The 14,621-nt window shown below is 68.9% G+C and carries 14 protein-coding genes and 1 riboswitch; of the genes, 4 read left to right on the forward strand and 10 right to left on the reverse strand.

Annotated features, from left to right (window positions below; genetic code table 11):
• Positions 1-61: 61 nt before the first annotated feature.
• Together ACIA8G_RS01330 and ACIA8G_RS01335 are read left to right on the forward strand one after the other, a co-directional pair.
• Entirely contained in the window at positions 62-949 is an 888-nt protein-coding gene (locus ACIA8G_RS01330; RefSeq protein WP_396416250.1) for an ATP-binding cassette domain-containing protein, read from the forward strand.
• Complete coding sequence (locus ACIA8G_RS01335; protein ID WP_396416251.1) at positions 946-2,529, forward strand: ABC transporter permease; 1,584 nt, start codon at positions 946-948, stop codon at positions 2,527-2,529. Before ACIA8G_RS01330 ends, ACIA8G_RS01335 begins: the two co-directional genes overlap by 4 nt.
• Here the strand turns inward: ACIA8G_RS01335 and ACIA8G_RS01340 are convergent.
• From ACIA8G_RS01340 to ACIA8G_RS01350, 3 genes are all read right to left on the reverse strand, one after another.
• Positions 2,459-3,619: an MFS transporter gene (locus ACIA8G_RS01340; protein WP_396416252.1), complete on the reverse strand. Its 1,161-nt coding sequence runs from the start codon at positions 3,617-3,619 to the stop codon at positions 2,459-2,461. The genes ACIA8G_RS01335 and ACIA8G_RS01340 overlap by 71 nt on opposite strands.
• 73 nt (positions 3,620-3,692) lie before the next feature.
• Positions 3,693-3,902 carry a hypothetical protein gene (locus ACIA8G_RS01345; protein ID WP_396416253.1) on the reverse strand — a complete coding sequence of 70 codons (210 nt, stop codon included), beginning with the start codon at positions 3,900-3,902 and terminating at the stop codon, positions 3,693-3,695.
• Between the two features lie 166 nt (positions 3,903-4,068).
• The gene (locus ACIA8G_RS01350; protein WP_396416254.1) at positions 4,069-4,968 is read right to left on the reverse strand and encodes a PAC2 family protein; all 900 of its coding nucleotides are present in this window, start codon (positions 4,966-4,968) and stop codon (positions 4,069-4,071) included.
• A 48-nt stretch (positions 4,969-5,016) separates the two neighbouring features.
• On the opposite strand from ACIA8G_RS01350, the gene metH reads away from it, so the two are divergent.
• Positions 5,017-8,559, forward strand: coding sequence for a methionine synthase (gene metH, locus ACIA8G_RS01355; RefSeq protein ID WP_396416255.1), 3,543 nt, complete (start codon positions 5,017-5,019; stop codon positions 8,557-8,559).
• Entirely contained in the window at positions 8,552-9,208 is a 657-nt protein-coding gene (locus ACIA8G_RS01360) for an HAD family hydrolase (protein WP_396416256.1), read from the forward strand. The genes metH and ACIA8G_RS01360 overlap by 8 nt, the downstream gene beginning before the upstream one ends.
• Here the strand turns inward: ACIA8G_RS01360 and ACIA8G_RS01365 are convergent.
• The 7 genes from ACIA8G_RS01365 to ACIA8G_RS01395 form a co-directional block, all read right to left on the reverse strand.
• Positions 9,205-10,266, reverse strand: coding sequence for a hypothetical protein (locus tag ACIA8G_RS01365; protein WP_396416257.1), 1,062 nt, complete (start codon positions 10,264-10,266; stop codon positions 9,205-9,207). The genes ACIA8G_RS01360 and ACIA8G_RS01365 overlap by 4 nt on opposite strands.
• Positions 10,263-10,751 (reverse strand): hypothetical protein, encoded by a 489-nt coding sequence (locus ACIA8G_RS01370; RefSeq protein ID WP_396416258.1) that lies wholly within the window; start codon positions 10,749-10,751, stop codon positions 10,263-10,265. The genes ACIA8G_RS01365 and ACIA8G_RS01370 overlap by 4 nt, the downstream gene beginning before the upstream one ends.
• On the reverse strand, positions 10,751-12,181 hold the full coding sequence (locus ACIA8G_RS01375) for a WXG100 family type VII secretion target (RefSeq protein ID WP_396416259.1): 1,431 nt from the start codon (positions 12,179-12,181) through the stop codon (positions 10,751-10,753). The genes ACIA8G_RS01370 and ACIA8G_RS01375 overlap by 1 nt, the downstream gene beginning before the upstream one ends.
• Entirely contained in the window at positions 12,178-12,645 is a 468-nt protein-coding gene (locus ACIA8G_RS01380; RefSeq protein WP_396416260.1) for a YbaB/EbfC family nucleoid-associated protein, read from the reverse strand. The genes ACIA8G_RS01375 and ACIA8G_RS01380 overlap by 4 nt, the downstream gene beginning before the upstream one ends.
• Positions 12,646-12,705: 60 nt before the next feature.
• Positions 12,706-13,458: a CbtA family protein gene (locus tag ACIA8G_RS01385; protein WP_396416261.1), complete on the reverse strand. Its 753-nt coding sequence runs from the start codon at positions 13,456-13,458 to the stop codon at positions 12,706-12,708.
• A gap of 30 nt (positions 13,459-13,488) precedes the next feature.
• The gene (locus tag ACIA8G_RS01390; RefSeq protein WP_396416262.1) at positions 13,489-13,677 is read right to left on the reverse strand and encodes a CbtB-domain containing protein; all 189 of its coding nucleotides are present in this window, start codon (positions 13,675-13,677) and stop codon (positions 13,489-13,491) included.
• A 32-nt stretch (positions 13,678-13,709) separates the two neighbouring features.
• Positions 13,710-13,901, reverse strand: a riboswitch (cobalamin riboswitch).
• Positions 13,902-13,935: 34 nt separating this feature from the next.
• Positions 13,936-14,586 (reverse strand): (2Fe-2S)-binding protein, encoded by a 651-nt coding sequence (locus ACIA8G_RS01395; RefSeq protein ID WP_396416263.1) that lies wholly within the window; start codon positions 14,584-14,586, stop codon positions 13,936-13,938.
• Positions 14,587-14,621: the final 35 nt, after the last annotated feature.

The following is a 14,621-nucleotide window of genomic DNA, read 5'->3' on the forward strand; positions in this document are numbered from 1 at the left end:
AGCCGATCGGGCAAAATTTACGTACTTCACGAAGTTGTGAAAGAAGTGTAGCTTACCGGCCATGACATCTGCGATATCCGTGTCGGGCCTGGTGAAGACCTTCGGCCCGACGCGTGCACTGGACGATCTCAACCTCGACGTCCAGACCGGTGAGGTGCACGGCTTCCTCGGCCCGAACGGCGCGGGCAAGTCGACGACGATCCGGATCCTCCTCGGCCTGCTGCGTGCCGACTCCGGCACCGCACGGCTCCTCGGCGGCGACCCGTGGAAGGACACCGCAGCCCTTCACCGCCGCCTCGCCTACGTCCCCGGCGACGTCAACCTCTGGCCCAACCTGACCGGTGGCGAGGTCATCGACCTGCTCGGACGCCTGCGCGGCGGCTTGAACAAGCAACGCCGCGAGCAGCTCCTGGAGCGGTTCGAACTGGACCCGCGCAAGAAGGGCCGCACCTACTCCAAGGGCAACCGGCAGAAGGTCGCCCTCGTCGCCGCGCTGTCGAGCGACGTCGAGCTGCTGATCCTGGACGAGCCGACCTCGGGCCTGGACCCGTTGATGGAGGCCGTCTTCCAGGACTGCATCAACGACGAACGCGAGCGCGGCCGCACCGTGCTGCTGTCGAGTCACATCCTCGCCGAGGTCGAGGCGCTGTGCGATCGGGTGAGCATCATCCGCAACGGCCACATCGTCGAGACCGGCACGTTGTCCGACCTGCGGCACCTGACGCGCACGTCCATCTCCGCCGAGCTCGCGGGCCCGCCCAACGGCCTCACGAACCTGGCCGGCGTGCACGACCTGGTGGCCGAGGGCAACCGCGTCAAGTTCGAGGTCGACTCCGACAAGCTCGATCCGGTGCTCAAGCAGCTCGCGTCCTCGGGCGTGCGCACGCTGACCTCGCAGCCGCCGACGCTCGAAGAGCTCTTCCTGCGCCACTACGAGGAAGCGAAATGATCGGCACCTGGCACCTCGTCCGGCTGGCCCTGCGCCGCGACCGGATCCTGCTGCCCATCTGGGTGCTCTTCCTGGTCGGCGTCACCTACTCGACGACGACCGCGCTCGAAGAGCTGTACGGCAGCGCCGAATCGAGGGCACTGCTCGGTGTCACCGCGAACGCCAACTCCGCGTTCCTGGCGATGCTCGGCCCGCTGCACGACTGGTCGTCGCTCGGCGGCCTGGTCGTCTGGCGCTGGGGCGTCTTCTCCGGCCTGTTCATCGCGATCATGGCCATGCTTGTCGTCACCCGGCACACGCGCGCGGAAGAAGAAGCGGGCCGCACCGAACTCATCGCGGCCACGGTCGTGGGACGGCACGCGCCACTCGCCGCCGCCGTGATCGTCGCGGGCGGAACGAGCCTGCTGATCGGGCTGCTGCAGGCGTTGGCGCTCATGGGCAAGGACCTCGCGCCGGCGGGAGCCTTCGCGTTCGGCCTCTCCACCGCGAGCGTCGGGCTGGTCTTCACCGGCGTCAGCGCGTTCACCGCGCAGCTCTCGGAGAACTCGCGCGTGTCCAACGCGATCGCGGGCGGATTCCTCGGCGTCACCTACCTGCTGCGCGCGGCGGGCGACGCGGCGGGGGAGTCGGGCCCGCAGTGGCTGACCTGGTTCTCGCCGATCGGCTGGACCGAGCACGTGCGGTCGTTCGGCGACAACAGGTTCTGGGTGCTGCTGCTCCCGCTGGCGGCGTTCACGCTGCTGGTGGGCGTGTCGGCCTACATCGTGACCCGCCGGGACGTGGGGCTCGGCCTGCTCGCCGCGCGGCTCGGCCCGGCGCACGGCACGATCGGCAGCCCGTTCGGGCTGGCGTGGCGGCTGCAGAAGGGGTCGCTGATCGGCTGGTCCATCGCGCTGTTCGGGGTGGGCGTGATCTACGGCAGCGTCGCTCAGGCCGTCGGGCAGATGGTGCAGGACAACCCGACGCTCGGGCAGATCGTCAGCAAGATCGGCGGGGCGGACGCGATGGTGGACGCGTTCTTCGCCACCGTCACCCAGCTGCTGGGCCTGATCACCTCGATCTACCTGGTGCAGGCGGTGCTGCGGCTGCGTTCCGAGGAGACCGACTTCCGCGCGGAGCCGTTGCTCGCCACACCGGTCTCGCGCTGGGGCTGGGTCGCGTCGCACGCGGTGTTCGCCCTTGTCGGCGGCGCGGTCGTGCTGGCGGCGGCGGGTCTTGGCCTCGGCATCGTCTACGGCCTGCAGACCGACGACCTCGGCACGGTCCTGCCGCAGATGCTCGGCGCGGCGCTGGTCCAGCTCCCGGCGGCCTGGGTGGTCGCAGGGGTCGCGCTGGCGTTGTTCGGGCTGTTCCCACAGCTCACGGGCGTGAGCTGGGCGGTGGTGTCGGCGTCGCTGGTGATCACGCTGCTCGGCCCGGCCCTGCAGCTCGATCAGTGGGTCATCGACATCGCGCCGTTCACACACGTCCCGAAGTACCCGGACATCACCGCGGGGCCGCTGCTGTGGCTCACCGGGGTTGCGGTGGTGCTTCTGGCTGCGGGCTTCGCCGGGTTCCGGCGCCGCGACCTGACCACGTGATGATCGCGGGGATCGTGATCAGCAGACCGGCCGGCACCAGGAAGCCCAGCAACGGATGGGACTGGTAGAGCGGGACGAACGCCAGCGGGGCCACGGCGGCGCCCATGAAGCGCAGTGACTGCACGACACTGACGCTGCCGCCCCTGTTGGCGTTCTCGCTCTGCAGCACCAACGCGTTGATGCTCACCAACACACCCTGAGCGGCCGCTCCGGTGAGCGCCCACGCGATGACCGCGAGCGCCGCGATCGGTGTCGTGCCCACCGCCGCGACGAGACCGGCGCCCAGCGTCGCGCCGATGACCACGGTGGTCGTGGCACCGAACCGGTCGATGGCCTTGCCGACCTGCCGGGCGGTCACGAAGCCGACGATGCCGAACCCGGTCAGCAGCACACCGCGTTCGCCCGCGCCGAGCCCGAAGACGTCGTCGAGCCGGAACGCCACCAGGAACGACAACCCGCCGAGACATCCCCAGCCGATGAACCCCACGAGCGCGGGCCGCAACGTGCTCGGCACGAACGCGCTGCGCAGGCTCGCACCCCGTTCCGGCTCGGCATCGGTCTCCGGCACGCCCAGGATCGCGAGCGCGGTGGCCACCACCGCGATCACCACGAACGCCAGCCGCCAGTCGATCTCGGCGGTGAGGCCGCCGACGAGCGGGGCGGACGTCTGCCCGGCCGCCTGCATCGACCCGAACAGCCCCAGCGCGCGGCCGAGCTTCTCCTTCGGCGTCGAGGCGGCGACCACGGCCAGCAGCACCGGTGTGGTGAACGAGTTCGCCGCACCCTGCAGCACGCGGGAGGCCAGCAGCACCTCGAACGTCCAGGAGGAGGCGGCCAGCAAGGAAGCCACCGCGTAGGCGATGTACGCGATCCGGACAGTCCGTTGTGGACCCCAGCGTTGCGCGAACGTCCCCGATGCCAGCATCAGCACCGCGAACGGCACGAGGTAGAACGTCAGCGTCGAGGCCGCCGCGCCCGCCGAGCGGCCGAAGCTCGCCCCGATCTCGGGCAGGATCGACGTGGTGACGGCGCCGCCGAACGGCCCGATCAAAGCCCCGGCGTACAACCCGGCGCGTGCCAACCGCCCCACAGCCACCTCCGCCGCCCACCCTAGAGGGGTGAGCGGCGAAAGTGAGCTGTGATCGTTGTCTTAGCTAAGTTCTTCAGCCGCCGAGTCCCGCGGCGAACTTCTGCGCCTGCTCCTGCACTCCGAAGAAGTTGCCCTGGAACTGCGCCCTGGCGTCGTTCACGGCCGTGTGCGGGCCGTTCTCCCCGATGGAGTCGACAGAGGTGATGGGGGCTGCACTGGCGGGCGACACGGCCAACAGCACGCCGCCGCCCGCAGCGAGACCGGCAACGACGATCTTGCTCACGAGAGACACGGTGGTTCCTGTCTGGAGGTGGATCTTGTTGCCTATTCCTCGGCGTCTGGAAACCCCGCCTCGATAGCTCGGAAGCATGAAAAAGCCGTCCTGGTCCAAACAACCAGGACGGCTCCTATCAGCGAAAACCCTGCGAAAACCTCAGCGGAACCGACGGTCAGCGTGGACCGGTCGACGGCCAGCCCGGCCCGCGGCCGCGGCGGCGCAGGTACCGCTCGAACTCCGCGGCGATGTCGTCCCCGGAGGCCTCGGTGATCTGGATGGCCGCGTCGCCGCGCTCCTCGAGGGCACGCACGTAGTTGCGCACGTCCTCGTCCTCGTCGGCCATCTCGGTGACGGTGCGCTCCCACTCCTCGGCCTGCTCGGGCAGCGCCCCGAGCGGAACCTCGATGTCGAGCACCTCCTCCACCCGGTGCAGCAGGGCCAGCGTGGCCTTGGGGGAGGGCGGTTGCGACACGTAGTGCGGCACCGCGGCCCAGAACGAGATCGCCGGGATGCCGGCCTGCACGCACGCGTCCTGGAACACGCCGACGATCCCGGTGGGACCCTCGTACTTCGAGTGCTCCAGCCCGAACTTCGCGGCGGCGTCCGGGTCGTAGGCGGTGCCGGTGACAGGCACGGGACGGGTGTGGGGGGTGTCCATGAGCAGCGCACCCAGCGTCACCACGGTCGTCACCCCGAGGGCGTCGATGTGGCCCAGCAGCTCGGCGGCGAACTTGCGCCACCTCATGTTCGGCTCGATGCCGTGCACGAGGATCACGTCCACCGGGGAACCGGGAGGCCTGCACACCGAGAGCCGCGTCGTCGGCCAGTCGACCCTTCGGGTGACACCGTCCACCATTCGGACTGTGGGTCGCGTCACCTGGAAGTCGTAGTAGTCGTCCGGGTCGATCTCGGCGAGCGGGGTGGCGTCCCAGGTGAGTTGCAGGTGCTCGATGGCGGTGCTGGCGGCGTCGCCCGCGTCGTTCCACCCTTCGAAAGCACAGACCATGATCGGACTCGTGAGCGGTTTGCGCGGGTTCGAGGGGGTCGGGGACTCCTGGGACGGATCGTTCACGGCGCCAGACTACGGCCTTACCTATCTAACGCATCGTAGGCTTGGCCCATGCGTGATCGCGGAGAGTCGCCGTTCCTGGAAGCGCTGGTGAACCGGGTTGTCGTCGCTGACGGCGCCATGGGCACCATGCTTCAGGCCGTAGACCTCTCTCTTGACGACTTCGACGGTCTAGAGGGCTGCAACGAGATCCTGAACGTGACGCGGCCGGACGTCGTGATGGACGTGCACCGCGGCTATCTCGAGGTCGGCGTGGACGCCGTGGAGACGAACACGTTCGGCGCGAACCTCGCGAACCTCGCCGAGTACGACATCCCGGACCAGATCTTCCACCTGTCCGAACGCGGCGCCGCGCTGGCCCGCGAGGTGGCGGACGAGTTCAGCACGCCCGAAAAGCCGCGGTTCGTGCTGGGCAGTGTCGGTCCCGGTACGAAGCTGCCGACGCTCGGCCACGCGCCTTATGCCACGTTGCGTGACGCCTACCAGGAGCAGTGCAAGGGCCTGCTGGTCGGCGGGGTGGACGCGATCATCGTCGAGACTTCGCAGGACCTGCTGCAGACGAAGGCGTCGATCATCGGCGCCAAGCGCGCGATGACCGCGGAAGGCCGCGTCGTCCCGATCATCGCCCAGGTCACCGTCGAGACGACCGGCACGATGCTGCTGGGGTCGGAGATCGGCGCCGCGCTGACCGCGCTGGAACCGCTCGGCATCGACCTCATCGGCCTCAACTGCGCCACCGGCCCCGCCGAGATGAGCGAGCACCTGCGCACGTTGTCCAAGCACGCCCGCATCCCGCTGTCGGTGATGCCGAACGCCGGTCTGCCCGAGCTCGGCCCGAACGGCGCGGTCTACCCGCTCGGCCCGGAGGAACTCGCCCAGGCGCTGGCCGGTTTCGTGCAGGAGTTCGGCACGCGGCTCGTCGGCGGCTGCTGCGGCACGACGGCAGAGCACCTGCGCCAGGTCGCCGACGCCGTGCGCGATCTCGGGCCGTCGGCGCGGCGGCCGCGGCCGGAACCCGGTGTGTCGTCGCTGTACCAGGCCGTCCCGTTCAAACAGGACGCCAGCGTGCTGATGATCGGCGAGCGCACGAACGCCAACGGCTCCAAGGCGTTCCGCGAGGCGATGCTGGAAGAGAAGTGGGAGAACTGCATCGAGATCGCGCGCGACCAGACGCGCGAGGGTGCCCACCTGATCGACCTCTGCATCGACTACGTCGGCCGCGACGGCGAAGCGGACATGCGCGCCCTGGCCTCCCGGCTGGCCACCGCGTCCACGTTGCCGATCATGCTGGACTCGACCGAGCCGAACGTCCTCCAGGCCGGCCTGGAGTGTCTCGGGGGCCGCAGCGCGGTCAACTCGGTCAACTACGAGGACGGCGACGGCCCGGACTCCCGGTTCCAGAAGATCATGCGGCTCGTCTCCGAGCACGGCGCGGCCGTTGTGGCGCTGTGCATCGACGAGGAGGGCCAGGCTCGCACCAAGGAGTGGAAGGTCCGCGTCGCCACCCGGCTGATCGAGGACCTCACGACGAACTGGGGCATGCGGGTCAACGACATCATCGTCGACTGCCTGACGTTCCCGATCTCCACCGGCCAGGAGGAGGTCCGCCGCGATGCCGTCGAGACGATCGAGGCGATCCGCGAGCTCAAGCGCCTCTACCCGGACGTGCAAACGACTCTGGGCCTGTCGAACGTCTCCTTCGGACTCAACCCGGCCGCGCGCCAGGTGCTGAACTCGGTGTTCCTGCACGAGTGCGTCCAGGCGGGCCTCGACACCGCGATCGTGCACGCCTCGAAGATCGTGCCGATGGCCCGCATCCCCGACGAGCAGCGCGCCGTCGCCCTGGACCTGGTCTACGACCGCCGCCGCGAGGGTTACGACCCGTTGCAGAAGCTCATGGAGCTGTTCGAGGGCGTCACGACCAAGTCGAACAGCGCCACCCGCGCACAGGAGCTCGCCGCGCTGCCGTTGTTCGAACGCCTCCAGCGCCGCATCGTCGACGGTGAGCGCAACGGCCTGGAGGAGGATCTGGACGCGGCGCTGGACGAGCGCCCGGCGTTGCAGATCATCAACGACACGTTGCTGGCGGGCATGAAGACCGTCGGCGAGCTCTTCGGTTCCGGCCAGATGCAGCTGCCGTTCGTGCTGCAGTCCGCCGAGGTCATGAAGACCGCCGTCGCCCACCTCGAACCGCACATGGAACGGTCCGACGACGGCGGCAAGGGCCGCATCGTGCTCGCCACCGTCAAGGGTGACGTCCACGACATCGGCAAGAACCTCGTCGACATCATCCTGTCCAACAACGGCTACGAGGTCGTGAACATCGGCATCAAGCAGCCGATCAACGCGATCCTGGAGGCGGCGGAGGGACACCGCGCCGACGCGATCGGCATGTCCGGCCTGCTGGTCAAGTCGACCGTGATCATGAAGGAGAACCTCGAGGAGATGAACTCCCGGGGTGTCGCCGCGCGCTGGCCGGTGCTGCTTGGCGGCGCGGCCTTGACGCGGGCGTACGTCGAGAACGACCTGACCGAGATGTACCTCGGCGACGTTCGCTATGCGCGTGACGCCTTCGAGGGCCTGCGGCTGATGGACGCGATCATGGCGGCCAAGCGCGGCGAGACACCTCTGGTGGACCCCGAGGCCGAGGCAAAGGCGGCCGAACGCAAGGCGCGCCGCGAACGGTCGCTGCGCATCGCCGCCGCTCGCAAAGCCGCTGCGGCGGCGGACGAGGAAGAGCTCACCGGGCGCTCGGACGTGGCCACCGACAACCCGATCCCGACGCCGCCGTTCTGGGGCAGCAGGGTCGTGAAGGGCATCCCGCTCGGCGACTACTCGGCTCTGCTGGACGAGCGGGCGACGTTCATGGGCCAGTGGGGCCTCAAGGGCACCCGAGGCGGTGGACCGTCCTATGAGGACCTGGTCGAGACCGAGGGTCGCCCACGCCTGCGCTACTGGATGGAACGCCTTGCCACCGAAGGAGTTCTGGCCCACGCCGCGGTCGTCTACGGCTACTTCCCGTGCGTCTCCGACGGCGACGACCTGGTGATCCTGGAAGAGCCCGTTGCGGGTTCCGCTGAACGCTTCCGGTTCACGTTCCCGCGCCAGAAGCGGGATCGCAGGTTGTGCTTGTCGGACTTCTGGCGTTCGCGCGAGTCCGGTGAGGTCGACGTCATCGCGTTCCACCTCGTGACGATGGGCCAGCCGATCGCCGACTACGCCAACGAGTTGTTCGGCAAGAACGCCTACCGCGAGTACCTGGAGGTCCACGGCCTGGGTGTCCAGCTCACGGAGGCACTGGCCGAGTACTGGCACAAGCGCGTCCGCGAAGAACTGGTGTGGCCTTCGGGCGGCACCGTCGCCGCGGAAGACCCTGACGACGTCGAGGAGTTCTTCAAACTCGGCTACCGCGGCGCGCGTTACTCGTTCGGTTACGGCGCCTGCCCGGAGATGGAAGACCGCAAGCGCATCGTCGACCTGCTCGACCCTTCCCGCATCGGCGTGCAGCTGTCGGACGAGCTGCAGCTGCACCCGGAACAGTCCACCGACGCCTTCGTGGCGCACCACCCGGAGGCGAAGTACTTCAATGTCTGACCTTTCTGCCGTTCTGTGGGACATGGACGGCACGTTGCTGGACTCCGAGAAGCTCTGGGACATCCCGCTCTACGAGTACGCGGAGAAGCTCGGCGGGGTGCTGTCCTTGGAGACCCGCGAACGGATGGTGGGCACCAACGTGCCCACCACGATGCGCCTGCTGTTCGCCGATGTCGGCATCGAGCCCACGGACGCCGATCTCGTCGACGGCGGCGCGTGGATCTCGCGCCGCACCGAGGAGGTCTTCCGCGCCGGCCTGCCGTGGCGTCCCGGGGCTGCCGAGGCGTTGCGGGCGGTGCGTGCTTCCGGGGTGCCGATGGCGTTGGTGACGTCGACCGAGCGGTCGCTGACCGAGGTCGCGCTGGACACGATCGGGCGGGACCTGTTCGACGTCACGGTGTGCGGGGACGAGGTCGACGGGCTGAACAAGCCTTTGCCTGAGCCCTATTTGAAGGCGGCTCGGTTGTTGGATGTGGATCCGGTGCGGTGTGTGGCGATCGAGGACTCGCCTACCGGGGTGGCGGCTGCGGTTGCGGCCGGGTGCACCGTGCTGGTGGTGCCGTGTGATGTCGAGGTGGCGGCGGGGGAGCGGCGGATCTTCCGCGACTCGCTCGTGGGCGTGGACCTCGACGTGCTGAAAGCCCTTTAGCTCCAAGCTTCCCGAGGCACGAGCGTCGGCGCCGTGGGTGCCCACTCCGGCACCGGCGGCAACGCCCGTCCCGCCGGGGTGTCCACCGGCCGCGTCGACGACAGGTTCCGCCACGTCCGCCGCTCCGCCCCGAGATCGCTGGACAGCGGGAACCGCATCCCCACGCCCTGCCGCAGCCGCACCTCCTCGGCCAGCTCGGCCGCCCGAGGCGTGCACACGAGCCACTCCTGCACCGGCCCCCACAGCCACAGCGCGGGCCCGTCCACCAGCTCGGTCCTGATCTCGGTCCGCCCGTCCACCGCGCACCAGCGGATCGGCCCGTGCGTGCCGCGCAGCGTGCCTGCCCGCACCACGTGCCAGACCGCCAGCGGTTCGCTCAGCGACGACGTGGGCACCGTCTCGCTCACGACTCCCGCCGGCACGGGATCGCGCCCGAGGAACGTCCACCGCACCGACACCGAGAACCGCACGCCGTTGGACAGCGTCTCGGACACCACCGGCAGCGACTCGGGGTACGGCAGCGAGGCGGGCACGACCGGCTCGCTGGACGGCCGGCCGGGTGACAACGGCCCGAACGGCGCGGGAGCGGAGGCCTCCCACTTCTTCCCGATGTCGGGCACCGTCGGCACCCAGTCCGGCACGGCGGGTTCGAACCCGTCCGGCCCGGCCACCCGCAGCGCCGGGTTCTTCTCCCACACCACCGAGGAAGCCACCCCGCCGTAACGCGCGACCCGGTGCCGGCGCCGGTCGATCTCCGCCGCCAGCCCGCGTGGATCCGAGGTGGGGATGAGGATGTCGTAGGCCGCGCGCAACCACACCACGGGCCCGGCCGGCACCTCGAACCTCATCGGATGGCTGGCCGTGTGCTCCGGCGTCCGGTACTTCACGCGGTCCCGCAGCACACCGGGCTCGACCTTCATCACGGCCGCCAGCGGTACCCCGATCATGTCGGTGGCCACCCTGGCTCCACCGATCATCTTCGTGAACAGGACCCTGTCCTGTTCGATCACCACGGCGGCCTCGTCGGACAGCGGTACGACGATCGGCGCGTCGTTCATCGGCGCAACTCCGGTGGCAGCAAGGGAATCAGGGCGTTGAGGTAGTTCGCGGCGGTGACGTCGTGGCCGACACCCTTGCGGTGCACCGTGATCCTGCCGCCACCGAGTTCCAGCCCACCGGTCGACTCGCACGGAGCGGCGGTCAGCGCCGGGGTCAGGTAGCGCACGAACGCCAGGTCGTCGCAGAACACCAGGAACCTGTCGTCGAATGCCGGAACCCCAAGTGCGACCGCGCCGGCGTTCTCATCGTGCGTGATCCGGCGCCAGTCCTCCGTTGCACGGGCAGCGACCCGCAACGGCGGGCACGGGCCGAAGTCGGTGCTCACGGACACGATGGTCTCTGTCCGTGCGTTCATGTCGTCGCCAGGAGCGGACTCGAGGCCGACGATCTTCGTCTCCGAGCGGGTTGCGAACGTGCGGCCGCCCACGGACAGCGTGGACGCCACCGACTCCTCCGGCCAGAACCGCTTCCGCCACCACCGCATCAGATGTCGAGCTCCTGATCGGTCTTCGACGACTCGTCGCCCTTCGAGCCGTACGAGACGGTCTTGTAGAGGCCGTCCGCGATCCCTGCCACCTTGTTCGCGATCTTGATCGGGTCGGTGTACTTCGAGCCCTCTGGGCCGCTCTTGTCGAGACCGGCGGCCTTCTTCACCTGGTCCTGCGCGGCCTTGCTCAACGCCTTGCCGAACGTGGCCGGCTTGTCCGCCACACCCTCGCGGAAGGCGTTGCCGATCTTCGAGTTCCTGAGCACCTCGCGGATGCGCTTCAGCACGTCCATGATCTTCTGGATCACCGAACGGACCTTGTTGACCTCCTTGCCTGCCTTGGCCGTCGAGATGCCGGCCTCGACCGGGGTGGCGGCGGCCGCCGCGACCTCGGAGGCGCCCAGCGTGGGAACCGCGGCCAGCTGCGCGGCGATCCAGGTGACGACCAGCCACTCGATCAGGTCGCTCAGAATGCCCTTGATGATGTCTTCGGCCACCTGCATGAGGATGGAGCTGCCCTGCAGCACCGCTGCCACGTTGCCCGCGGTTGCCGCCGTGCCCTCGATGCCGTGGTGGAACCCACCGAGCTTCTCCGCCGCCTTGTCGCCCGCGTCGGACTTCCAGCTCCGCAGCCCTTCCTTCAACTGATCGTCGAAGGTGCGCGCCAGGTCCTCGGTCTGCTTGGCGATGTCGTTGAACGCGCCGGCGGCCTTGCTCGTCGCCGCCGGATCGCCGGTGACCAGGTCCACGGCCTGCTTCAGCGGTGCTACGACGTCGAGCAGCCAGCCGAGCCCCTTCGAGATCAGGAAGTTCAGCGGGTCGGAGATCGCCCCGGCGAGCTTCATCCCCTCCTGCATGAAGTTGTTCATGTCGGAGAGGACGCTGACGACGTCCTTCGCGATCGCCGCGCCATCGCCGGACTTGATGTCGTCGGCGAGCTTCGCGCTGTCCTTCATGAGCGAGTAGCTGCTGCCGCCGAACGGGACCGACTTCGCCGCCTGCTTGCCGACGCTGCCGCCCGAGAACTGCTCGCCGTAGCTCTTGCCCAGCGCGCCGAAGTTCCCCGTCGCGTTGCCGCCCGAGACCATCGGTGGCGCGGTGGCGCTGTCGAGTCCTGATTGGAGGGTCTTGCCGAACGCGTCGGTGGTCGTCTGCTCGTGGCCCGCGTAAGTCTGCGCGGTGGCGGTGAGCGCGGCGTCGATCTTGCCGAAACCCTCGGTCATCTTGCCGAAGTGTCCGTGCAAGTCGCCGAGCAGGTCGTCGTACTGCTGGTAGAGGCCCACCAGGTGGCCGAGCGCGCCCCAGCTGAGGGCCGGGACGGACGCGGTGGTGGCCGCGTCGTTGAGCTTCGTGGAGGTGGAGGAGAGCCCGCCGACGGACTTCGCGCACCGCGCGAGCTCGTCCGGGTGCACGACGAAGCCGGTCACCAGCGATCATCCTTGCGGAAGATGCTGCCGGTGTCGCCGTCGTCGTCCGCCGGAGGACGTGGCCGGGCGGGCGGTTCGGCGGGCTGGCCGAAGATCGCTTCCTGGGTCTTCAGCACGCGTTCGGCGATCGGGATGTCCGTGCCGACGTGGCCCTGCACGATCTCGGCCTGCTGGCGCGCGGCGGCCGCGACGGCCTGCTGCAACGTCGCCATCACGGCCTGCGAGAGCTGGGTGGTGCTCAGGCGCTTGGCGTCCTCGGTGAACCGGATTTCCTTGATGGAACCGGACAGACCCGCGACGACCGTGACGGAGCGGTCAGGGGATTGGGCGCTCGCCTCGACGCTTCTGAGCTCGGTGCCCATCGCGTCGTAACCGGCGGCACGTGCGTCGGCCGCGCGGTTGGCTTGCTCGAAGAACTCGAGCTTCTGACGCATCTGTTCGAGCAACTCAGCGCTGTCAGGCATGCACCGAACGTACCAATGAGCGTTGGGCGGGGTGGCCGGGCAGGCGACCACCCCACACCATCAGGCGACAGTCGCCTTCTGCGCGATCTTGTTCTTGCGCGTCGCCGGGTCGATCAGCAGGCCGAACACCACGCCGATGCCGACGTAGAGCGTGGCGAGCTGCGCGAGCGAGCTGAGGCGGAACTGCCACAGCACGTTCACCGGCATGTCCGCGGGAATCGTGTCCGGCGGCGCGGGGAACGCCACCAGCACCACCGCGGCGGCCGCGGCCACGGCCAGCAGCACCGCGGTGACCTGAACCGGCTGCGACTGCGCGTGCAACCGCTCGGCGAGCCAGCTGGCGCCCCACACGATCGCCAGACCGGCCACCACCACACCGAGGTAGAGCGCGGTGCGGTAGTTCACCGTCTCCGGGTCGCCCACGGCGGGCGGGTTGGCCGGGTACTTGATCCACGGGAGCAGCGCCACCGCGCCGAACACCGCCACACCGAACGCGACGCTGCGGCTGAACGGCGGCCGGTCGACGAACCAGCGCTTCGACAGCGCGTAGGCCGTGGCGAACACGAGCCCGACGGCGATGCCGACGATCACCACGCCGAGCATGCCGCCCACGACCTGGGCACCCCGGCTGACCAGCGCCTCCTCGTGGGAGTGGCCTGCCGAATCGCCGGCCGGTGCCCGTGCCTCCTCGACCGCGAGCGCGGCACGAATCGGGATCTCGGTCACCAGCAGTTGCACGAGAGCGGAGGCGAGACCGGCGATACCGCCGGCCGCGATTCCGCGCAGCGCAAGAGACTTGTACGTCGTAGTCATGATTTTCCCTGCCTGGATCGGGGGATCCGGTCAGTGGCAGGGGACGCCGAGCGCGTGCCGGCCGTCGTGGAAGAACTCGTGCAGCAGCTCCGAGCTCGCACCGAGCGCGAGGCCGTTCTCCTGCAGGACCAGGTAGGTGACGATGAGGCCTAGCAATGCGACAGCGAAGGCCCATTTGGGCACCTGGACGGCGGACAGATCAGCTGCGGGGCTCGTCATGACGGGCTCCTCCATACCTCGTGGAAGGTCAACACTCCTTGCGGCGCCGCAGCCGGTCTCCTGACTCCCGGATCAACGCTGCCCCCGCGTCTTCCCAGCGCCCTCACGGGTGCCAGTGACGTGCTCGGCGGGGATCGCTTCCCGGTCACAGTGGCGAGGACCGCGCCGGATTTTCACCGGCTTCCCGTCACTGCGGCGCGTGCACCGTAAGTTGAGTCACCGGTTAAGCACAACCGGCCATAAGAGTTGTTGCGTTCCTCACTTCACGAGTGGACAGTCGCCACACTTCCCACCTGCGGCTACCCGGTAGTAAAGACAACAGCTCCGTCTCCGAAACGTGACCTCGCCGGGGAAGCTCAGGAATTCTCCCGCCTGTTCGAACGGCGGTGCCGTCATCAGCCGTTCGCCGCGTTCTTCCGCTTCCTCGGCGGTGAGCATGCGTGCGCGGACCACCATTTTCAGCGCACCTGCGATGTTCGACATCGCGTTGCCCCACAACAATCCGCGCGCCACCGGGGTGACGGCCTGGATCGCTTCCACCACCGGTTCGAGCGCCTCGGCGGCCGTCGGGCCCAGCTGGGGCTGGTCGATGCGGACGCTCAGACCGTTCGCCGGGTGGTGTTGCCACGACAGGTTTTCCGGGCGCACGTCGATCGGGAGGTTCGCCGCGGTGAGCGGGCTGAGCAGCCGCGCGGTGTAGCTGAGGAAGAACAGGCTCGCGGCTACGCGCGGTTCCTCCGCTTTGTACCTCGTCGCGATGGCGTCGATCGTGTTCTTGAGCGCGGGGCCTTCGAGAAGTGCCGTTCCCGGCAGCCAGGTCTCGTCCGGACGGCCCACGTCCAGCGCGAAGAACGGGTTGATGCCGCGCACCCTGCGCAATGCTTCGAGGACCTCTGCGAACTCCGACACAAGAATTCACCGTACTGGGTGTCCATGCAGGACAG

It is taken from the genome of Lentzea sp. NPDC051213 (genome assembly GCF_044455585.1).
Lineage (GTDB): Bacteria > Actinomycetota > Actinomycetes > Mycobacteriales > Pseudonocardiaceae > Lentzea.